A 20,085-nucleotide genomic window follows, 5' to 3' on the forward strand; every position below is an offset into this window, starting at 1 on the left:
ATTTTAAATAGTTGCTATTTTTTCTCTAACAAAATCTAATGCCTTTTCTGTTGCTGGTGTGTTAAATTTAACTGTTTTTGTTTTAATACCTACTTTTATAGAATACTCTTGTACAACACCATTTTCAACTACATCAAACAGAATTGATCCATTTTGCTTTTGGATATAGGGTTCTATATAATCATATAACGGCAACCCCCTCAACTCCCTGATACTGCCCAAACCTACAGTCTCAAGCCCACTCAATAGCAACGTAGTGAATGGTGTGGAAGAAAGAACTTCATTTAGCTCTTCATGATTTAACTTACTTTCAAGAGCATTTATGTCCTTATCGTTAAAGTAATCATCAAGTGCAGAAAGTACATTAACGATTGATTCTCCTTCCTCTTCCTTAAACTCAGTATCAGAACCTTCTGGTCTTCCAACTGTATCGATTAATTGCCCATCTAATGCATCTGCGAATCTCTCTACAGCATGTCCATATGGTGCTAAGGCATCCGTTTGTTCAAAAGCTATTTGTTGTTGTATTAAAATTGCCAAACTAGAGGCTACTTTCCTTGCATTTGTCGAGTTTGATCTTATTTCTACTATTCCTTCTTCCTCATCTATGTAAACAGTAGTAATTTCTTGTCTACTCCGTACATGTTGAGTATTTGCAAAATAACTTGTAGTTGTTCCGGTACTATGTATAAATCTTAAGTAATATAATTTATCATTCCCTAAAGTTGCCCCACATATAATCTTAGGCTCAGAAGTTATCTCATTCTCATTAGGAATTCTGACTTCGCTAAAAGGGTCAAAATTCATTCCGGCTACAATTTTGTCCTTTGTACCAACTAAACTTTCATTAGTACTTAGATGAAACCATGCAAGAGAAGTATTTCCTACTAAAGCTTGTTCTTTTAATTTATCAAAAGCTTCTTGAGGTATACGAGCATAATTTGACCATATTTTATTAGTTAAAACCCCTGATGAACCTGTACTGTCTATTCCAATATCAGTACATATTTCCCTCAAGGACCTGTTTGGTAATCTGTTTATATCTTGCGGAAATATTATATCTTTAACAGAGTTCATAGTAAAAACCACCTTTTATTTATATACTCATTTTAACAAAGATAGGCTAGGAAGTGTTAGTTTAATTATTAATTTTTCTGATTTATTTTACTCCTCTTCACTTTTAGGTAGTTCTAAGAAAATGAAATGGCCTATATGAAATCCTCAAAACTAAAATAAAAAATAACCCACCAAGCGGCTCATACATCAGCCTACTCAGTAGGTCTCTTCATTAAAAGCGTTACCTATGCATGACACAACTTAAGAACCATTCACGATAGTACCTAAGCTATATGATACACAGGTAGGCTATTTTTCAGTTTCTCATACAGGCACCATTTACGTAAGCGTCAAAACGTGAACACATATTAATAGAAGAAGATTCGTGAGATACTCCTCCCATAGAACATATTTTGGGAGGTATTTATTTGAAAAGAAAAGAGAAAGAAGCATACTGGTCTACGAAGATCGATGAATATCAAAAAAGTGGACTAGCACTTTCTGAATGGTGTGAAACTGCAGAGGTTGCCGTCCACAATATGAAGTATTGGTTAAGGAAGCAGTCACCAGTTAATCATACCGCACATCAGGAGACCCAACTTATTTTTTGTTTACCTGTGCACTACACAAATCTGACATTACTCAGAGTTTTTCTTATGTTGTAAGATGCACAAGTAATTTGTATCATCATATATAAATCACCTGTTGCAGTTTATTAATTTATTTTCCCAAAATAATAAATAACGAGCCTGTAAATGATATCTTATTAGCACAAGTAATTCTGCAACGACTCAATCGCCTTCTTAAATCTTATTTACCTGTGCATCATACAAATCTAGAACAATTCTGAATAGTGTCTGATTTGTTTGATACACAGGCAGACAAAAATTTAACATCTTATCTATTTCATTGGTTTTATAAGAATTAAACTTTCTCAAAGCCATTTGATGGCTTTCGTATAACCTTTTATCGTTATAATGTATATAACTTGATGTCCAACTATTATTCCCTTCTAGTGCCTGAGTATTAGATAAACGCTTTATTCTTCCGTTAAAACTCCAAGGGACCATCCAATTAAACTTATCTCTAATATTTTCATCGCAAATTGAATATGTATTTTTAATTCTTTCATTGGTGTCGAACCATTCACCTATAATAAGCACAATTGTTGCCCATAAGACTTGGTATTTAAAAGGGAAAGACACTTTAGGCCTCATCCTTACTTCATCGTTCGCCCCGTTCGATTTCGGGAAGAAATAAAGGTAACCTTTCATAAGCTTAATTTCTTGTAATAATTTCTCAGGGTTCTCTAGCAGTTCGTATAAATCATCAATATTCGATTTCAAATCTTTTTCAAATAATAGTATATCTACTGGATCCGTGAAACTCGTTTCTATAGTCACAAAATGCTTGGCTTTTTTATAGCCAAAGTACAAATAATCTATATATGTTCTTTTTTCCACAAGATGCCGCCCCCCGCTAACATTATTAGTTTTCCATAAAATTATCGCCCTCTACACACAGATAATAGTTAATTAAAATCTATATTTAAATAGACGGAAAATATCAAGCAAATAATTTATATTTATTTATGGAAATATATTTAACTACAAGATAACTAATTTGCAATTTTTTATTGATCATTTTAATAGGAATACATAGTACTAGTATTGTATCGGTTAGAAATGAATAAATTGAACTAATGCTCAAGTATTTAATAGTGCATTTTTTTAACTGGTTTATGTCCAAAACATTTAAGATTTAAGACTTCAAATAATTCTGCAACGACTCAATCGCTGCCTCATGCTCCCCTATCTGCTTCTCCAACTCCCGCGTCTCTTCCCCACTAAGCCGATACTTAGATGCATACTCCGCAATCTCTTTCATTTTATACAAACGCTTCTCTATCTCTTCCAAAACCCGATCCTGCTGTTTAACTTGCTCCAGTTGTTGTTTCAACCGCTCGATTTCTTCTGAGTTATCCCTCATTTGTTGTACCTCCTTTACACTTTCATACCAGTTCTGCTTTTTAATTATAATTGGCTATCTATCCTCAAACATAATATAATAAGAACACACATTCTTATCTTATAGGAGGGCTTACTATGACGATTGGAAAATTGATATACTCTACGAATTCACGATCTTACAGCTTTTTACTGGAAGATGGTAAAGCGGCAAAGGAACAATACACTGCTAATTGTAAGAACAGCGACCTGAAGATAAATTCACTACCTTCTTCCAATGTAAAATTAAATAGCCTGCTCTGCGCATTGCTGCTTAGCAGCGGGCGTATTATGTCTTCTGCAACTAACCACAAATATTTTCGATTCACTTTTCATACAAAACACAGTGAATGGGCTCATTCCTGCCACCGACAGTTACAATCCTATGTTCCAGACTTTCTTATAGAGAAGGAACAAACTACGGATTCACGGAGTAAATTCGGCTTTACAGAGCGCGTGGTGATTGAATCTGCCCCTTGTGCTAATGCTGAAGCATTATACTGCGATTGGTATAGGAACGGCTCTAAGGGCATGCCTCTGCAGTTTGTTGAACAGCATATGAACACTCAGACACTCGCTTGGTGGTACCAGGAATGCGGTCACTTGAAAGTTAAAGAAAACGGCACGCTGGAGAAACTGATTCTCTCCACCGAGCATTGGACCGAGGACGAGCTTCCGTTACTTCAATACGCACTAAATATCAATTTCAATTTCCTATTTGCAATAGATGGTCAACGAAGACTTATTTTGTATGACCAACTGCAAATCAAATACTTTATAGGTATGGTTGCACCTTGGATCCATCCTATGTTCTCCTATAAAATTAAGAATGTAGAAGTTCGAAAACCTGTTGCGAAGCGAACCACTATACGGCTTCCCAATCAGATATCTATTCCCTCTCCTACTGAAGAAATTAATCAAATGATTCAGCAATACGCTTCCTCTATAAAAGTAACAACAGAGAACTTTCAAAGATTCAACTACGCCAGGCAAGAGGACAATGAATCCAAACGCTATCAAGTGAGCCTTACTGAAGAAAATCGAGACTTTCTTTGTTCCGTCCAAGCATCAACAGGCTTAACTTTAGGTGAGATTGTACAAGAGTGTTTCCATCGGCAGAACTGCATTTCACCGCGACCACTGAATACATTGAATGATCTTTCTACTACACAGCAAAACATTATGCTTGGTTCTATTATTGGAGATGGCATGCTTACGCACATACAAACAAAATTTAAAGGGATCAGAAGTAATTACAGTGAACACTTTTCTATCCAGCAGAAGGATTATCGAGCTTGGAAAGTCATGAAACTCGAGCCATACCTTTCTTTTACCCTAAAAGGCAATACCATTAGTTCACGAGTTGACAATCTGTGGAGCGCGTTAGAAGCTGATTTTTATGGTGGTACTAAAAAAGGCAAATCCAGAGTTAAAATACTACCGAAAAATAGACTTTTCAATTTAAATGATTTGCACAGTATAGCAACTGTCTACATGGATGATGGGTCACTAATGCTTACAACCCGTGTGAATGACAATAATAAAAAAATATATATTACTCCTCACATAGCTCTGTATCTACAAAACTTCACATATGAAGAATTAAAATGCTTCATAGTACAAATCAAAAGTTTAACTCTAGCTGAATTTACACTTACGAAACGACCTGATGGAAATGGTTATTATTTGCGCACAAACCGTACTGCAGATACATTATTGTTTCTTCAAGACATTCAACCTGTTACAATCACATGCCCTGCAATGAGCTATAAAACTAACTGGCAATATCGCTTCTATATGGAAACTCAAAAATGGCTACACAAATATCCCGAATATGAACTTATTACTAGTTCTAGGGAGAGAATGCGACCTTATACACTAAAAGAAATAGCAACATTAATAGACATGAAACAAAAAGGCTCTACCATTCAACAAATTGCCGATCAGCTCGAACGTAGTTATTGGTCGATAGTTCACAAAACGAAAGAACTCCAAGATTAAATTTTTATGTAAGCAAAAGAGACTTCTAAAAAAGAAGTCTCTTTTATTTCAAAGGTCCTATTAACGTAATAGTTGTAGAACGCCCTGAGGCTGTTGATTTGCTTGCGAGTAGTCCTATTGTCTCTAATAGGCTCAGATTATATCTTCACCCACAGCATAACCTGTTTGGGGCTGGGCGCTTCGGACGCTGTTGCTTGTCCTACGGATTTCATCATCATAGCCGTGAAGCCTTAGACGGTATATCCTAGTCGTTGAACCTTCTCCAGGGTTTCCCCACAGGAGCTTGGCTGCTGATTATCCATTGTATCATCCTCATCATTTTCAAACCATCACGCTGACCGTTTCCAGTTACGTTGTGGTTGATGAAGCTTTAGGAAGTTCCAGCAATTCACCCAGTTGTGCTCTTACCCGTTACCAGATAAGACGCCCGTTCACAACATTACCGAAGAAGTTGTAATACTCCTTGCGGGGTTTGCTGTGCTTGAGCCAACATTGCTTGTGCTGCTTGAGAAAGAATTGAATTCTTTGTTTGTTCCATCATTTCTTTCGCCATATCTACGTCACGGATACGGGATTCCGCTGCAGTTAGGTTTTCAGAAGATGTACCAAGGTTATTGATTGTGTGATCTAAACGGTTTTGTATAGCACCTAGTTTAGAACGTTCAGCAGATACAGTTTCAATAGCTTCATTTATTTTCCCAATTGCATCACTTGCTGAACCTTGTGTTGAAACGTTAATACCAGCATTGGCTTTAGCTGCATTAGTTAATTTACCTGTTGAATCGAAAGTTGCTGCCGCTGCTTGATCACTGGAAACAGTTACACTCCCAGATAAACTAGTAGTAGTTCCTGCATTCTTTTCAATCTTCACTCCAGTATTATTGAAAGAAACCTCAGTAGCATTTAATGCAACTCCAGTAACAGTTTCATATGTTGTTGTATTTGTACTATCTTTCAAAGTAAATGTAAGAGAAGCATCATTTCCTTTGTGTTCACCAGTAGATAGTCCTAATCCAGTAAGAACGCCAGCATTTGAAGCAGATTCAATGGTGATGTTTTGAGCAGCGCCTGTAGCTGAACTTTCAAGTTTTAATTGTCCAGAATCTGGTGAAGCTAATCCAGTAAATTGAGCATTAATATTAGTAACTAAATCACCAATTTTATCAGTTGCAGCTACTGTGATGGTTTTAGTTACGCCATTCACAGTTAGCACTAGGTCTCCAGCTGCTCCAACTTCATCAGTACCAGCACCAGCCGCAAAGCCTGTAGCCCCAGTCACACTCGCTTTACCAGCGGAGACGTCGGCAGAAGCAATATTATATGTTCCATCAATAAGTGAAGCTCCAGCAGTAAGGGTTGCTCCACTAATTCCTGAAGCACCACTATCTAATGCAACTGATTTTTCATCGCGAGCAATCCCTAGAGATTTTGCATCCATAGCTTTGATATCTACTGAAATATTTTGATTAGAGTTTGCTCCAACATGAAACTTAACAGCACCTTTTTTTCCATCTTGAATACCACCATTGAGAAGGGTCTGTGTATTAAACTCTGTATTATTCGCTATTCGTGTAATTTCTTCAGCTAATTGATCAACTTCTTTTTGAATCTCACCACGGTCACTCGTTGTATTAGTATCGTTTGCTGATTGAGTGGCTAGTTCACGCATACGTTGAAGAATATCGTGAGTTTCATTTAAAGCACCTTCAGCAGTAGCAATCATTGAAATACCATCTTGAGCATTTTTAGAAGCTTGGTCTAACCCGCGAATCTGTCCACGCATTTTTTCAGAAATTGCAAGACCCGCTGCATCGTCCCCAGCCTTGTTAATACGAAGACCTGAAGCCAATTTCTCCATGGATTTTGATTGGTTAGTAGTTGCAGTGTTCAACTGACGATGTGTATTCAACGCCGCGATATTATGATTAATTCTCATTTTAATTTCCTCCTTGAGTGTGTGTAGGGTACACTTCCTTGTGCCCCTGAATTTTGTGGCGGTGTACAGAGCCGGCCGAACCCTTTCTCCCGCTTACACTAGTAATATCGGATAGGCGGGTAAAGAGTTTAGTATATTTTTCAAGTTATTTAAAATCCGTAGAATTAGGTAGCGTATATATGTCATAAGTTTGTCTAAACAAAATCCCACATAAAAAAGCACCGCCACAGAACTTCTATAGCGATACTTTACTAATTGAATACTATTCTTTTTTCATCAACTGCGTGAACAGATCCATGTCGATTGTCAGTGCCTCTTGATTCGTCTCTGTAATTGACTGAACTAATTCCCCTCTTAGAATTTCAATAGATTTCGGTGCGTCAATACCAATTCGCACAGTATCACCTTTGACCTCTAGTATCCGTATTTCTATATTGTCTGCAATTTGAATGACTTCGTTTACTTTACGTGACAAGACGAGCATGTCAGTTCCCTCCTTTGTCGAGTGGGTGTCTGACTGTGAAACGCGGGTCGTTCAAAATCATTTGTTTGGCCTTTTTATTTAGAACTTGAAAGATCAGTGGGGCCTGTAAGTTGATTGTCGACTGGTGATAGGGCTGTTTCATAGATAGGATGCCAAGCACCATGATTTCTTCTGGCTGACTAATATCAAGCAAGTCTATCGTCGCGTGATCGAGTTCAAATGTATAATCGGTTACTAGTGTATAGGGGCTAGCTACAATAAACGCCACTTCTTGCTGCTTCGTTGATTGCAATACTTGTAACGAGTCACTGCCTTCAATCGGTAGCAATACGAAATCGGTTTCGTTTTCAAAGCCTGGGATTCCTTTTGGAAAATACCACTTTTCTGCTGGATCTATTTCAATGGTTGCATGAAATTTAGTTTCAATTCTCATGGTGTACGTTGCTCCTCTACGTAATGTCTTGTTTACTATAATGTTATTGATTACAAAGATACTTTACGTTCATTCTTCGTTATACTTTCCAGTCGATTTCTATAGATGAATGTTGCTCCAGATTGGCGGTTACGGTCCCTGGCGTATAGTGATGGATTGGTTTGTTGATCTGCGCATCTATTATGGGCTTCTGTGGTGTTACGTTTATATTCACTTGACCTGGTGTAAAGCTTCTTTTTAATTGCAATGAATTCCCCACAAAGCGGATACCTAGCTCAGCTACTGGTCGATCAGTGTTTTGTTTAATAATATCAGCTAAGGGGTTACCGCCATTTTCAATTTTCACGAGCTGTTGCCCTTCCTGAGCTCTGCGCGCAATGCCTTCTTGCACTTTTTGCTGGCTGTACTGAGCGACTTCGTCTCCCCGTCTGAACATGCTCATTAAGTCTAGGGCCGCTCGATTTTCTGTCGTATCGATTGTAAGTTCCGATGGTGTAGTGGACATTTCAATAATCGCTGCAGGTTGTTCGATAGTCAGAGTAGCTTTCGGCTGCTCAATCTCTTGTATAGGTTTATTTATTTGTAAGCCTAGCTTAGCTGATGTCGTCTGGACTTGCAGCTGAGGGATATTCACACCTATCACCTTCCTTTGCTTTCCTATATAAAAATAGCGGACACTATCAACGTGTCCGCACTACTTTTCACCGCAAGAAATCCGTTAAAGAAGGCTGGATAATACGCGCTCCTACCGATAATGTGGCCCGGTGGATGGACTCTGAAGTAATCAAATCCGTGATCGTTTTTTCATAATCGATATCTTCGTTTTCGGAACGTTGCTTTTTCGCGGCACCTTCCTGCATTTGAAGACGATTATCCATAAGCTCTGCACGATTGGAACGCGCACCAATATCCGCGCGTTTTATTAAAACATCATCCAGCAACCCGTCAATTTTTTCTAGCGCAGAACTAAAATCATACTTGTCGTCTTTATCGTTTTTTATATCGGTGAACAATTGATTGATATTGTTAAACATATCTGACACATTCGTACTTACACGTAAGTCTACTCCATCAAATACTTCAATGGATACATTCTCTTTAAAAGATGCGCCCGATTGATATTTACCCGTTGTTTTATCGAATAACGGTTGATCGGTCATCTTCCCGCTGAATATATGTTTGTCGCCGACTTTCGTATTCGCTAGGTCATGCAGTTGATTTTGCAGTTGCTCTAATTCAACTTTGATCATCTTTCTATCATTTTCTGTCATCGCACCTGTATTCGCAGCATTTGCGGCTAATTCTCTGGCACGATGAAGGACTTGACCTACTCCGTCCAACGCGTCATCTGAACTATCCAGCCAGTTATTGACTTCGCCTAAGTTCTTCTGATATTGCTCTACCCTGTTGACCTGCATACCGTAGCCGAGGCTTTTCATAATGACAACGGGATCATCAGATGGACGAGTAACTCTTTTCCCTGTATTTAGTTGTTCTTGTAATTTTCCCATATTGTTATAACTGCTTGATAAGTTCCGCAGCATATTTTGAGATAGCATAGATTGTGTTACACGCATGAAGATTCCTCCTAAATTATCTGCCGACTGTACCCATTCCATTAATGATTTTATCTAATGCTTCATCCATTACGGTGATCATGCGGGCAGAAGCGTTATATGCTTGTTGGAAACGGATCATGTCGGTCATTTCTTCGTCTAGTGAGACGGAGCTGATGGAGTCGCGACGATTAGAAACCGCAAGTAGAAGTGTTCCTGAGCTTCCGGTCATTTTTATTGCTTGCTGTCCGGATACTCCCAGTTCCCCAATGATTTGAGCGAAGAATCCTTGGACGCTTGAACCACCTAGTCCGTCAGGTCCACTGAGTTTGTTGAACAGTGCATTACTTAGGTTTTTGGCATTTTGTCCATTCCCTACTTCGGGATTAGTGTCTGGATCGCCTACCTGCTTGGAAGTAGACGCCGCCAATTTATTCGGTTCTTTAGCTATACTCTCGTTTACTTTGATGTTGCTTGCAGAAATACTTCCGCCATTGACCACTACAAAAAAATCAGCACCTGTATTTCCCTCTAGATCCGTACCCTCTTTGTGAATTTTATTGAATTCCGTAGCAAAAGCATTCGCCATCTTGTCCAATTTCGCGAGCATGTCAGGATAAAGACCTTTCACATCTCCGCCTGGTGCATCACTATAACCATACGAATCTACGAGTGACTTTAATTCCCCACTTTTCTTCATTTCTGTCATCGTTAGTTTTGCGTCTTCAGCAGGTGCACCGCCGAATGTAAAGCCTGTGATGGCAGCCGGGAGTTCGCCGGTTGCTAAGTCTTTTCCATCTATCGATATTTCCGAGAATTGATCTTTCTGTAAAACGGTAATCGAATCACCATTTGTCTTGATTTTAATCGTAACGGTACCTTCAGCTATTGCCAGTGCACGTCCGCCAGTTTTATCGTAACTGACTTCAATGGGCAAGTAGCCGGATAATTGATCTAGCAAACCATCACGTGCATCATAGAGGTCGTTTGGCAAATAACCATTCGGTTCGACCTCTGCAATTTGTTTATTCAGTTCAGTAATTTGGCTGAAAATTGAGTTGATATTGATTGCGGAGACATTTATTTCGTCTCCCAGGTTTGTTTTTATTTCAGAAATGGATTTGGAGATATATTTGAATGAGTCAGCTACCGCCACGCCGCGTTCTACGACAACTGCACGCGCTCCACCGTTTTCTGGACTCGTCGCAAGCGTCTGCAATGATTGCCAGAAATCTGTCAGAGTTTGCTGTAAGCCAAATTCAGAAGGCTCGCCTATTGCATCCTCCATTTGAGAAATCGCTTTTGTCTGAGATTCCCAATACCCAAGCTTCGTCGATTCACTACGAAACTGATGATCCACAAACGTATCACGAATCCGCTGAATACTTCCCGCTTCTACCCCTGTCCCAAGAAAGCCAGGAGTCGTTCCAGCATTTAATCCTACCCCAGGAAATCCAGAAGTCGCTTGCATGTTCACGCGCTGGCGTGAGTAGCCGGGTGTATTTGCGTTCCCTACGTTATGCCCAGTCGTATAAAGAGCGGATTGCTGTGTGTACAATCCGCGTTTGCTAGTTTCTAGTCCCATGAATGTCGAGCGCATGTTGTGTCCTCCTTATGCTTGGGAGTCGAATGAGGAGAGCTTCGTTTTGGCTCTGCTTTGTGACTGCCCTTGTACTTCGTTTTTTGAATAGTTGACGGTTTCCGGACGCGGACGGACCATGTCCAGCGATAGATTCACAAATTGAAGAGATTGATAGGTCAGTTGCTGATTGAGTTCATTCTGTTGTTTCAACTCATGAATCGCATGCAGGAGACGGTCCCTCGCCTCTGCTAACTGTTCTTTGTCCGGTTCGTTTGCTACATCGATCAATTGCGTCATCGTCGGTTCAGCAGGCACTGCACTTCCTTGTGCGATTATATACTGCTTCACTTCCTGCAGGCGCTTCTGGTCCATTTGTACGATAGCTGCTAGGTGAGCTTGCTCCTCCTTCAACAGTTGGTCAATCCCGTCGACGTCACCGCTTTTTAGCAGTGCGGTCTTGTCGTTCGACAGACGGAGCAAGCTCGTATGCAGTTTTTCTAGGTGATTGAGCGTTGTCAAAATTGGTTCAATGGACATGTATAACCCTACTTTCCTTCTGGCTTATTAAAATACGACAGCATACTGGAAGCGAGTTTGCTCGCATCTACTTGATATTCTCCAGATTGCACTTGCGCTTTCAATTCCTGTACACGCTGTTGTCTTGCCGATTCAATCGGTGAAGAGGCGGATAATTTTTTCGCTTCTGATGAAATTTCGAGCTTATCCGTTTTCACTTGCGCGGCTTGCTTCGCCTGATCTACTTTCATTTGCTGATTGCGGTACGGGTTGACGGCTTGTGTTTTAAATCCATCTATTTTCATACGTCTCGCTCCTTTCAATTCTTCTGGCAGATTTGGGTCTTACTCTTTACTTCGGCAGAATTCAAGATTTTTTTAGAGGCTTTTGTACGAAAAAACGAGCAGTACGAACTGCTCGTTTCGTATGTCCTCATCTGCCGTCTTTTTGTGTGTAATATGTGCCTCGCTCTTGCGCCTTCACGGCTTCACGAAGCTCTTGTGCTGCATCAAATGTCCGTAAGTCGGATTGAATCTCATCCGTACATTTGGCACAGAGTTTACCGGTCGATGTTAATGCGCCACATTTATCACATGGATAGCCAAGATTCGGGAACAATGCCGGTTGCAGTCTCCCTTTACGCACCCAGCGATACAGTAATTCGGATGTGACGCCTGTTACTTCCACGATCCGATCGATATTCGCCGCACGGTTCTCCCGTTTGCGTAAAAATCGATAGACCGTTTCATACATTTGCTCTTCCGCTTGCGCACACGTACCACATACGTCTCGAAGGCCCGTGTAATTAAACATACCACCACATGTCGGACAATTTCTAACTTCCGCCATTTCTCTCACTTCTCTCTAATAGGTCTGAACAAAGTCACAGCTTCCACCCGTTGTACGCCGCGCTGTTTCAACGCTTCAGCTGCGTGACGCAATGTCGTGCCGGTCGTGTAAATATCGTCAACAAGCACGTAGACTGCTTCATTACTACATATATCGGCTGTAACACGAAATAGTTCAGTCATCGCAAGACGTTCGCTACGAGATTTTTCCCCCATGACCGATTCCGTCGTTTTTTCAAGGAGCGATTGATACGGAATCTTCGCTGCTTCTAGTAACGCATCCACTTGAGAAAAGGTTCGTTTCCTTTTATTGATTGGATGCATCGGAATCGGTACGATGATCTTTTTTGAGTCGTTCAGTACGCTACGTAATGAAGTCGCGAAGATTTGCGCAAGCGCGATGTCTTGCATGAACTTAAACTGGTGCAAGTACTCTTTCGCTGCTTCATTATATGCATAGAGTGAATGAACAGAATCAAGGACATCGTCTTCTATGACATGGTCGATGCGTTCGAATTTTTCAAGACAAATTGGACAGGCGGACATGTCCTTTTGAATACCGAGGAAGTGTTGCCAAGTGGGCTGGTCATCTAGGGCTTTATCGCAAAGTAAGCACGTCATTGCGGCACCTCGGTATCGTTCAGCTTGCGGATTTCTCGTTTCGCCTCGTCCATCGCACGTGTAATTCCTTGATGAAACAGTACGAAGTCACCTGACGTATTCGGTACAGAGCGCCCCACTCGACCACCGATTTGAATTAAGGCACCTTTATTGAAAATCGTTTGCTCTGCCCCCACAACCGCCACTTGCACGTTCGGTATCGTAATCCCCCGCTCAAGAATCGTCGTCGTCAGCAATCCAGGAGTTTCTTTTTGCCTCAGTAACTGCACTCGTTCTTTTCGATCATCATGTTCCGCATGCACTGCACAAATTCGCTCATCCAGTTTTTGAAATAACGGTTCGGCCAGCTCCATCAGTTCAATCTGATGAAAGAAAATGAGAAACGGCTGTTGTTTGTCGAGACGTTCGGTTGTCCAGCGCAGTAATTTCTCTGGAATCCGTTTCTTTTTTAGTTGCTTCTCGTAATTCCATAGCGCTTCGTTGCGTGGTACAGGTAGTGGCTGACCGTGATAACGTCTCGCTAGAATGGATATTTTGCCTTGCTTTTTATTCATCGCAAGCAACTGACTAGAAGGTGTCGCAGTGACGAAATGGATGGGTGCGTTAGGTTTTACGGCTTTCCTGACTGCTCTCTGTAACGTTTCGTCCGCAGTATACGGAAACGCATCGGCTTCATCAACGAAAACCGCATCGAACGCCTTGTGAAAGCGATAGAGCTGATGGGTCGTCGCAAGGATTAGCTGTGCGTCGAAGTGTTTTACTTCCGCCCCACCATATAACGCTTCTACTCTAGTATCTGGAAAGGCAGTCGTTAACCGCGGCAATAGTTCCAAAATAACGTCCACTCGAGGCGCCGCGAGACACACCCGCTTGCCTTCATTCAATACATAATGAATCGGCTGAAACAACATTTCCGTCTTGCCCGATCCGCACACCGCATAGAGTAAATGAGATATCCCTTGTATCGTACTGTCGAGCAACTCACGCGTCGCTTTCTCCTGAGAAGGCGTCAAATTCCCTTGCCAGTTCATACGGTGATCAGTCGGGAATGCGGGTGGCGTGCCTGTCCACGTGAGTAATTCTGAACAACATGACACGCGCCCCATGTTGAGACAGTTTCTACAATAAGCGCACGGTGCTTCACATTGTGCACACGCAAATACAGTGAAGCGTGTTGGATTTTCATTATGGCAACGCTGACAAGCATAGTGCGTGCCGTGCCACGTCTTTTTTGTCGTAACGCCTTGTTCTATATGGATATCACCTTGACGAATCGCTTCGTCAACGGTTTCTTGCGGGAATGGCAACAGATGACGCAACCAAATGCGCCCTGCCAAAAATTGCTTGAGTTGGTCTCGTTCGGACATGCAGTTCCCCCTGTTCAGGTTCCGCGCCGTTTCACCCAACCGAGTCCCATGGCCCCTTCGCCAAGATGCGTGCCGATAACCGGGCCAAAGTGGCTGATCGTAAAATCGACGTTCGGATGTTTTTCTTCTAAATGTTTCTTCCATTCTACTGCGTCGTCATAGCGATTCGCATGGATCACTGCTGCGTCGAGCAATTGATTCTTGGCATCTTCCGACAATAAATCTGAAATCCGCTTCATCGCTTTTCGTGATGTACGAATTTTTTCAAACGGTACGATGACTTTGTCTACGAAATGCAAGACGGGCTTTACTTGCAGCAGTCCGCCAACTAGCGCCTGTGCTCCGGATAAACGACCGCCACGTTGCAGATGCGATAAGTCGTCCACCATGAAATACGCTTTAACGTCTTTCTGCATTTCTTTCAATTCTTCAATGATCGCACGTGGTTCTACGCCTTCATTCGCAAGCTGCGCTGCACGGATCGCGTAAAAGCCTTGGGGATAGGCCGATATTTCAGAATCAAACGGTAGCACTTCTAGTTCTGGTACGAGCTCGGCAGCTTGAATTGCGCCCATATATGTTCCGCTGATGCCGCTCGAAAGATGAATTGTAATGACCGCGTCGTAGTCTTTTGCGAGTTCGCTAAATAGCGATTCGAAATCGCCGATTGCGGGTTGTGATGTTTTCGGTAGTGGGCCTTTGCCGCGTACCATGTCGTAGAATGCTTCGGTTGTGATGTCGGCGTCTTCTTTGAATTCTTTGCCGTCTATTGTTACGAGTAACGGGATGGTATGTATCCCGAGTTCTGCTTTTATGTCATCCGGCAAATACGCCGTCGTGTCTGTCACAATCGCTGTTTTCAATATGATCAACTCCTGTTACTTATTCTACCTGAAATTGGCGGAGTTGGCATCTGTGAAGGGGGAATTAGAAGAGTGAGGCAGAAATGCTGTACGGGTGGGGATTTGCGCTCTGGGCGGACGCTTTCCCGAGGGCGTGGCTTGAGCCGCTTCCTTCGCTTCGCTACGTCCAGGGTCTCGAGACACACGCTGATCCTCCGGGAGTCGCCGCCCTCCGCTCCAATCCTACATTCAGTGGGGTGGCACTTCGTGTTGCCCATTGAAGTTAGGATTGAGTTCAAGTTTAAGACTTAATTCAAGTGCAAACGTCAAGGGATGAACTGTTTAAGTGACTAAGTAGAAACTATAATGTCCCCACTTCCTATCGCTACAATGAACCCCAACAAAAACTAAAGAAACGGCAATCGGTAAGGGATGGGGGTGGAAGACGGTCGACTCTGGGAGGATCAGACCGATCAGGTGAAACAACCAAAGGGAGCGCAGCGACCTGGTTGGTTCACCGCGGTCCCTCCAGAAAGCGTACCGTCTGGAGCCCCCATCCCCTTCCACTATCCCACGTGAAGCTACTCTTCAATTTTAGAATCCACACCAGTGAAGCGGAGTGGAAGGCGGCGACTCGGGGAGGATCAGCCCGACAGGTAAGACAACTAAGAGAACGCAGTGAACAGTTGGCTTACCTCGGGCCCTCCCGAACGCGTCCACCTGGAACGCAGCGTAACGATGCCCATCCCCTTCAACTCTCTAAAACTGACGAAGTAACTCTTTCATGCTATCTTGTAACTAGACTGAGCACTTTAAGGAGGCGTTTAATTATGCAGGAAATTATCTATGAACAGCGGGACGCGGTAGCGTATGTGACGTTAAACCGACCGGAGTCGATGAATGCGTTTAACTTCCAACTGCTGCTAGAGCTTGGGCAAGTAGTCGAAGGTATTAGAATCGACCCCGATGTGCGCGCTGTCGTATTTACAGGCAGTGGCGACAGAGCTTTTAGTGTAGGGGCTGATTTGAAAGAGCGGAAGACGTTGACTGAATCGATGGTGCGGAGGAATCTGAATAAGATTGGCGACGTCTTTACTATGATCGATCAGTTGCCTCAGCCTACGATTGCGGTCATTAATGGCTTTGCGTTTGGTGGCGGTATGGAACTTGCGCTAGCTTGTGATTTCCGGATTGCGGCAGACAGTGCAGTGATGGGACTGACAGAGACGGGGCTAGCGATAATTCCGGGGGCTGGCGGAACGCAGCGGTTGCCTCGGTTAATTGGTGAATCAAAAGCGATGGAATTGATATTGACGGCTCGACGCGTGTCGGCCGAAGAAGCGTTGCAGATTGGCATGGTGACGCAGAAAGCGCCTGTGGATTCATTGGATGAAGTCGTGAATGCGTTTGTGAATTCATTGCTCGCTAACGGGCCGATTGCGATTCAGCAGGCGAAGTTTGCGATCAAGCAAGGGATGATGGCCGATTTGCAGACGGGGCTTGCGATCGAGCGTAAGGCGTATGAAATGACGTTGCCTACGGAAGATCGTGTGGAGGCATTGATTGCATTTTCGGAGAAGCGGAAGCCTGTGTTTAAGGGGAAGTAAGTGTTTCTTGGGGATAAATTGTGATGGATTGAGCTTTATAGCGTGGTGAATTGGGCGTTCGATCGGCTTGATAGAGCGGTTGGACGTCTTTATTGAGCGGTTAAATGGTTGGATAGAGCGCTCAAGGTAAAGTATGAGCGGTTAACACAATTGATAGAGCGCTTGCCTAGCTGGATAGAGCGGATCTCGGCCAACTATGAGCGCGGACCGGCCACTGCCCTTTCTATAAGCACTGAATTCGTCCTAAGCTTCACAGCGTGATCGATAGAGCGGATAATCATCTTCATTGAGCGGTTAAATGGTCGCATAGAGCGCTCACGGTAAAGTATGAGCGGATACCACGCTAGATAGAGCGGTAACCCAGCTGCATAGAGCGGATCTCAGCCAACTATGAGCGCGGCCCGACAACCACCCTCTCTATAAGCACTGAATTCGTCCTAAGCTTCACGGCGTGGTCGATAGAGCGGATAATCGTCTTCATTGAGCGGTTAAACGGTTGCATAGAGCGCTCACGGTAAAGTATGAGCGGTTAACACGATTGATAGAGCGCTTGCCTAGCTAGATAGAGCGGATCTCGGCCAACTATGAGCGCGGGCCAGCCATTGCCCTTTCTATAAGCAATGAATTCGTGCTAAGCTTCACAGCATGGTCGATAGAGCGGATGAACGTCCTCATTGAGCGGTTAAATGGTTGCATAGAGCGCTCACGGTAAAGTATGAGCGGATAAGACGCTAGATAGAGCGGTAAACGAGCTGGATAGAGCGGATCTCGGCCAACTATGAGCGCGGACCGGCCACTGCCCTTTCTATAAGCAATGAATTCGTCCTAAGCTTCACGGCGTGGTCGATAGAGCGGATAATCATCTTCATTGAGCGGTTAAATGGTTAGATAGAGCGCTTACGATAAAGTATGAGCGGATAACACGCTAGATAGAGCGGTAACCAAGCTGGATAGAGCGGATCTCGGCCAACTATGAGCGCGGCCCGACGACTGTCCTCCCTATAAGCAATGAAATCCTCCAATAGCGTGAGTTTTCAAAAGAAAAAATCCTTCCGAATCACTCGGAAGGATTTTTCATATTATCGCATCGCGGGTTTTGCCCAACAACTCCAGCAGCCCACGCAACTTTCGTCAAAACGGCAGTAGCCCCTTGACGATCCGCTTCATGGACAGCACGGATATACGCACTGTTTGCTTCATCAACGACATATTGAGGTTTGACATTGTTCAACGTCATCGCCAGTACATCATTAAGACAATGCTCACACGTACACGGCAAATGCAACTCGTTTTGATATTTGGAAATCACGTCGCGTACCACGACTTCCATAATATTATGCACTTTCATAGTCAGATACTCCTTCTAACACAGAGTAGGTAGATATTGGAGATATGAATTACTTGGAAAGTAATCGTTCAATATGTGCTCTATGACTTCAGCACAACTTTCACCTAGTATGCCAGTGTATTCTTAATGTCTCCTCCACAATGTACCTAGGGAATGGAGCGGAAGACGGGCGACTCCTGGGGATTAGAGTGATCTTGAGACCCTGGACAGATGCCTTAATTTCTGCAAAGTACACAGAAATACGGCCAAGCGAACCCTTCGCTGTTCGCTTGGCTCAAGATTGCTCCCCCGGAAAGCGTCCCGTCTGCAGCCCCATTCCCCAAACCACTAGCCCCAGTCAAGCCTCTGCAAAGTAAAACCTTACTTAGAAAGAATAATCTTCTTCTTCAACAACTCTTTACCCGAAATACCAGGCTTCGTCATCTCGAACGGATGCAGAATCGTATCCAACTCTTCTTTCGACAAAATATCTTTCTCGATACAAATCTCGCGAATCGACTTGTTCGTTAACAACGCCTCTTTCGCAATCTCAGACGCCACTTCATACCCGACGTGCGGATTGATTGCCGTGATGATCCCAATACTCTTCTCCACATACTCATTCAAGTGCTCAACGTTTGCAGTGATTCCATCTAAACAGTAATCGCGGAATGCGCCGAAGACGTTCGTCATGATTTTCAATGACTGTAGCAAATTGAACACTAACACTGGCTCCATAACGTTTAATTCGAACTGCCCCGCTTCAGATGCCAATGCGATCGTCATATCGTTACCGACTACTTGGAACGAAACCTGATTCATCACTTCTGCCATAACCGGGTTCACTTTTCCTGGCATAATAGAAGATCCTGGCTGTCTTGCAGGTAATGCAATTTCAGATAGACCTGTACGTGGACCAGACGCCATCAAGCGTAAGTCATTACAAATTTTAGACTGGTTCAGCATCGTGCCGCGTAGTGCTGCAGATACTTGAACGTACGAATCTGTGTTTTGTGTTGCGTCTACTAAATGCGTTGAAGACTTTAATTCGAAACCACTGTTTTCTGACAGATAGCTCGCTACTTTTTTGATATACAGTGGGTCTGCGTTCAAGCCTGTTCCGACCGCTGTTGCACCCATATTGATTTCATATAAATAAACACGTGATACACGAACGCGTTCGATGTCGCGGCGTAGTACCATTGCGTACGCTTCGAATTCTTGTCCAAGACGAATTGGAACCGCGTCTTGTAAGTGTGTACGGCCCATTTTCAAGACCGATTGGAACTCGATAGACTTTTTTAAGTAGGTTTTATGAAGGGATTCCATAACACCGAGTAATTTATCTACTTTCATTAATGTAGCGATATGAATCGCAGTCGGGAACGCGTCATTTGTCGACTGCGCCATGTTGACATGCGTATTCGGGCTAATAATGTCGTATTCGCCTTTTTTGTGACCGAGAATTTCGAGTGCACGGTTGGCGATGACTTCGTTTGCGTTCATATTTACTGACGTTCCTGCTCCCCCTTGGATTGGGTCGACGAGGAACTGGTCGCGCAATGCGCCATTGATGACTTCTTCAGATGCCTTAATAATCGCTTCTGCAAGAGTAGCGTCCAATTGACCAATGTCGCGGTTAGCTTGTGCTGCAGATTTTTTGACGATTGCAATCGCACGAATTAAGTCGCGGTTGACGCGGTAGCCCGTGATGGGGAAGTTTTCTGCTGCGCGTAATGTTTGTATACCATAATACGCGTCTTGTGGCACCTTCTTCTCTCCGATAAAATCCGACTCTATTCTGTACAGTAATTGTTCTTCCATCATGCAGAACCTCTTCTCAAGTAGTTTTTATAAGTTTAATTCGTATCCCATTATACACACAATATGGTCCATGTATAGC

20 protein-coding genes are annotated in these 20,085 nt (G+C 43.0%); 3 read left to right on the forward strand and 17 right to left on the reverse strand.

What is annotated here, in order from left to right; translation table 11 throughout:
• Positions 1-3: 3 nt before the first annotated feature.
• Complete coding sequence (locus tag H605_RS0101345; RefSeq protein ID WP_029052537.1) at positions 4-1,077, reverse strand: hypothetical protein; 1,074 nt, start codon at positions 1,075-1,077, stop codon at positions 4-6.
• A gap of 407 nt (positions 1,078-1,484) precedes the next feature.
• On the opposite strand from H605_RS0101345, the gene tnpA reads away from it, so the two are divergent.
• Positions 1,485-1,721, forward strand: coding sequence for an IS66 family insertion sequence element accessory protein TnpA (tnpA, locus tag H605_RS17175; protein ID WP_037561349.1), 237 nt, complete (start codon positions 1,485-1,487; stop codon positions 1,719-1,721).
• 138 nt (positions 1,722-1,859) lie between these two features.
• Here the strand turns inward: tnpA and H605_RS0101355 are convergent, their stop codons facing one another.
• Both H605_RS0101355 and H605_RS0101360 read right to left on the reverse strand, forming a co-directional pair.
• On the reverse strand, positions 1,860-2,519 hold the full coding sequence (locus H605_RS0101355; RefSeq protein ID WP_029052538.1) for a hypothetical protein: 660 nt from the start codon (positions 2,517-2,519) through the stop codon (positions 1,860-1,862).
• A gap of 298 nt (positions 2,520-2,817) precedes the next feature.
• Complete coding sequence (locus H605_RS0101360; protein WP_029052539.1) at positions 2,818-3,045, reverse strand: hypothetical protein; 228 nt, start codon at positions 3,043-3,045, stop codon at positions 2,818-2,820.
• 116 nt (positions 3,046-3,161) lie between these two features.
• On the opposite strand from H605_RS0101360, the gene H605_RS18295 reads away from it, so the two are divergent.
• Positions 3,162-5,063, forward strand: coding sequence for a hypothetical protein (locus H605_RS18295; RefSeq protein ID WP_051210423.1), 1,902 nt, complete (start codon positions 3,162-3,164; stop codon positions 5,061-5,063).
• A 439-nt stretch (positions 5,064-5,502) separates the two neighbouring features.
• Here the strand turns inward: H605_RS18295 and H605_RS0101370 are convergent, their stop codons facing one another.
• The 12 genes from H605_RS0101370 to H605_RS0101425 form a co-directional block, all read right to left on the reverse strand.
• A complete protein-coding gene (locus H605_RS0101370; protein ID WP_029052541.1) occupies positions 5,503-6,999 on the reverse strand; it encodes a flagellin N-terminal helical domain-containing protein in 1,497 nt (498 codons plus the stop codon).
• A gap of 262 nt (positions 7,000-7,261) precedes the next feature.
• Positions 7,262-7,483: a carbon storage regulator CsrA gene (gene csrA, locus H605_RS0101375; protein ID WP_029052542.1), complete on the reverse strand. Its 222-nt coding sequence runs from the start codon at positions 7,481-7,483 to the stop codon at positions 7,262-7,264.
• A 1-nt stretch (position 7,484) separates the two neighbouring features.
• Complete coding sequence (gene fliW / locus H605_RS0101380) at positions 7,485-7,916, reverse strand: flagellar assembly protein FliW (RefSeq protein ID WP_029052543.1); 432 nt, start codon at positions 7,914-7,916, stop codon at positions 7,485-7,487.
• A gap of 79 nt (positions 7,917-7,995) precedes the next feature.
• Positions 7,996-8,550: a DUF6470 family protein gene (locus H605_RS0101385; RefSeq protein ID WP_029052544.1), complete on the reverse strand. Its 555-nt coding sequence runs from the start codon at positions 8,548-8,550 to the stop codon at positions 7,996-7,998.
• A 67-nt stretch (positions 8,551-8,617) separates the two neighbouring features.
• Positions 8,618-9,493: a flagellar hook-associated protein FlgL gene (flgL, locus tag H605_RS0101390; protein WP_029052545.1), complete on the reverse strand. Its 876-nt coding sequence runs from the start codon at positions 9,491-9,493 to the stop codon at positions 8,618-8,620.
• Between the two features lie 16 nt (positions 9,494-9,509).
• A complete protein-coding gene (flgK, locus tag H605_RS0101395; protein WP_029052546.1) occupies positions 9,510-11,072 on the reverse strand; it encodes a flagellar hook-associated protein FlgK in 1,563 nt (520 codons plus the stop codon).
• Positions 11,073-11,084: 12 nt separating this feature from the next.
• Complete coding sequence (locus H605_RS0101400) at positions 11,085-11,591, reverse strand: flagellar protein FlgN (protein WP_029052547.1); 507 nt, start codon at positions 11,589-11,591, stop codon at positions 11,085-11,087.
• An 8-nt stretch (positions 11,592-11,599) separates the two neighbouring features.
• Positions 11,600-11,875: a flagellar biosynthesis anti-sigma factor FlgM gene (flgM, locus tag H605_RS0101405; RefSeq protein ID WP_029052548.1), complete on the reverse strand. Its 276-nt coding sequence runs from the start codon at positions 11,873-11,875 to the stop codon at positions 11,600-11,602.
• Between the two features lie 127 nt (positions 11,876-12,002).
• The gene (locus tag H605_RS0101410) at positions 12,003-12,419 is read right to left on the reverse strand and encodes a TIGR03826 family flagellar region protein (protein ID WP_029052549.1); all 417 of its coding nucleotides are present in this window, start codon (positions 12,417-12,419) and stop codon (positions 12,003-12,005) included.
• A 5-nt stretch (positions 12,420-12,424) separates the two neighbouring features.
• A complete protein-coding gene (locus H605_RS19530; RefSeq protein WP_029052550.1) occupies positions 12,425-13,039 on the reverse strand; it encodes a ComF family protein in 615 nt (204 codons plus the stop codon).
• A complete protein-coding gene (locus H605_RS0101420; RefSeq protein WP_029052551.1) occupies positions 13,036-14,406 on the reverse strand; it encodes an ATP-dependent helicase ComFA in 1,371 nt (456 codons plus the stop codon). The genes H605_RS19530 and H605_RS0101420 overlap by 4 nt, the downstream gene beginning before the upstream one ends.
• A gap of 14 nt (positions 14,407-14,420) precedes the next feature.
• A complete protein-coding gene (locus tag H605_RS0101425) occupies positions 14,421-15,269 on the reverse strand; it encodes a DegV family protein (RefSeq protein WP_029052552.1) in 849 nt (282 codons plus the stop codon).
• A gap of 809 nt (positions 15,270-16,078) precedes the next feature.
• Here H605_RS0101425 and H605_RS0101435 point away from each other — a divergent pair.
• Positions 16,079-16,855 (forward strand): enoyl-CoA hydratase-related protein, encoded by a 777-nt coding sequence (locus H605_RS0101435; RefSeq protein ID WP_029052553.1) that lies wholly within the window; start codon positions 16,079-16,081, stop codon positions 16,853-16,855.
• Positions 16,856-17,912: 1,057 nt separating this feature from the next.
• Here H605_RS0101435 and H605_RS0101440 read toward each other — a convergent pair.
• Both H605_RS0101440 and aspA read right to left on the reverse strand, forming a co-directional pair.
• Positions 17,913-18,203 carry a late competence development ComFB family protein gene (locus H605_RS0101440; protein ID WP_037561352.1) on the reverse strand — a complete coding sequence of 97 codons (291 nt, stop codon included), beginning with the start codon at positions 18,201-18,203 and terminating at the stop codon, positions 17,913-17,915.
• Between the two features lie 360 nt (positions 18,204-18,563).
• Positions 18,564-20,009: an aspartate ammonia-lyase gene (gene aspA / locus H605_RS0101445; RefSeq protein WP_029052555.1), complete on the reverse strand. Its 1,446-nt coding sequence runs from the start codon at positions 20,007-20,009 to the stop codon at positions 18,564-18,566.
• Positions 20,010-20,085 lie beyond the last annotated feature (76 nt).

Origin of the sequence: Sporosarcina ureae DSM 2281, from assembly GCF_000425545.1 — a bacterium.
GTDB classification, from domain to species: domain Bacteria; phylum Bacillota; class Bacilli; order Bacillales_A; family Planococcaceae; genus Sporosarcina; species Sporosarcina ureae.

Coding starts and splice junctions, on each gene's coding strand:
- H605_RS0101345 (WP_029052537.1), bottom strand. CDS start 1,077: ATGAACTCTGTTAAAGATATAATATTTCCGCAAGATATAAACAGATTA.
- H605_RS0101360 (WP_029052539.1), bottom strand. CDS start 3,045: ATGAGGGATAACTCAGAAGAAATCGAGCGGTTGAAACAACAACTGGAG.
- H605_RS18295 (WP_051210423.1), top strand. CDS start 3,162: ATGACGATTGGAAAATTGATATACTCTACGAATTCACGATCTTACAGC.
- H605_RS0101370 (WP_029052541.1), bottom strand. CDS start 6,999: ATGAGAATTAATCATAATATCGCGGCGTTGAATACACATCGTCAGTTG.
- csrA (WP_029052542.1), bottom strand. CDS start 7,483: ATGCTCGTCTTGTCACGTAAAGTAAACGAAGTCATTCAAATTGCAGAC.
- fliW (WP_029052543.1), bottom strand. CDS start 7,916: ATGAGAATTGAAACTAAATTTCATGCAACCATTGAAATAGATCCAGCA.
- flgL (WP_029052545.1), bottom strand. CDS start 9,493: ATGCGTGTAACACAATCTATGCTATCTCAAAATATGCTGCGGAACTTA.
- flgK (WP_029052546.1), bottom strand. CDS start 11,072: ATGCGCTCGACATTCATGGGACTAGAAACTAGCAAACGCGGATTGTAC.
- H605_RS0101400 (WP_029052547.1), bottom strand. CDS start 11,591: ATGTCCATTGAACCAATTTTGACAACGCTCAATCACCTAGAAAAACTG.
- flgM (WP_029052548.1), bottom strand. CDS start 11,875: ATGAAAATAGATGGATTTAAAACACAAGCCGTCAACCCGTACCGCAAT.
- H605_RS0101410 (WP_029052549.1), bottom strand. CDS start 12,419: ATGGCGGAAGTTAGAAATTGTCCGACATGTGGTGGTATGTTTAATTAC.
- H605_RS19530 (WP_029052550.1), bottom strand. CDS start 13,039: ATGACGTGCTTACTTTGCGATAAAGCCCTAGATGACCAGCCCACTTGG.
- H605_RS0101420 (WP_029052551.1), bottom strand. CDS start 14,406: ATGTCCGAACGAGACCAACTCAAGCAATTTTTGGCAGGGCGCATTTGG.
- H605_RS0101435 (WP_029052553.1), top strand. CDS start 16,079: ATGCAGGAAATTATCTATGAACAGCGGGACGCGGTAGCGTATGTGACG.
- H605_RS0101440 (WP_037561352.1), bottom strand. CDS start 18,203: ATGAAAGTGCATAATATTATGGAAGTCGTGGTACGCGACGTGATTTCC.
- aspA (WP_029052555.1), bottom strand. CDS start 20,009: ATGATGGAAGAACAATTACTGTACAGAATAGAGTCGGATTTTATCGGA.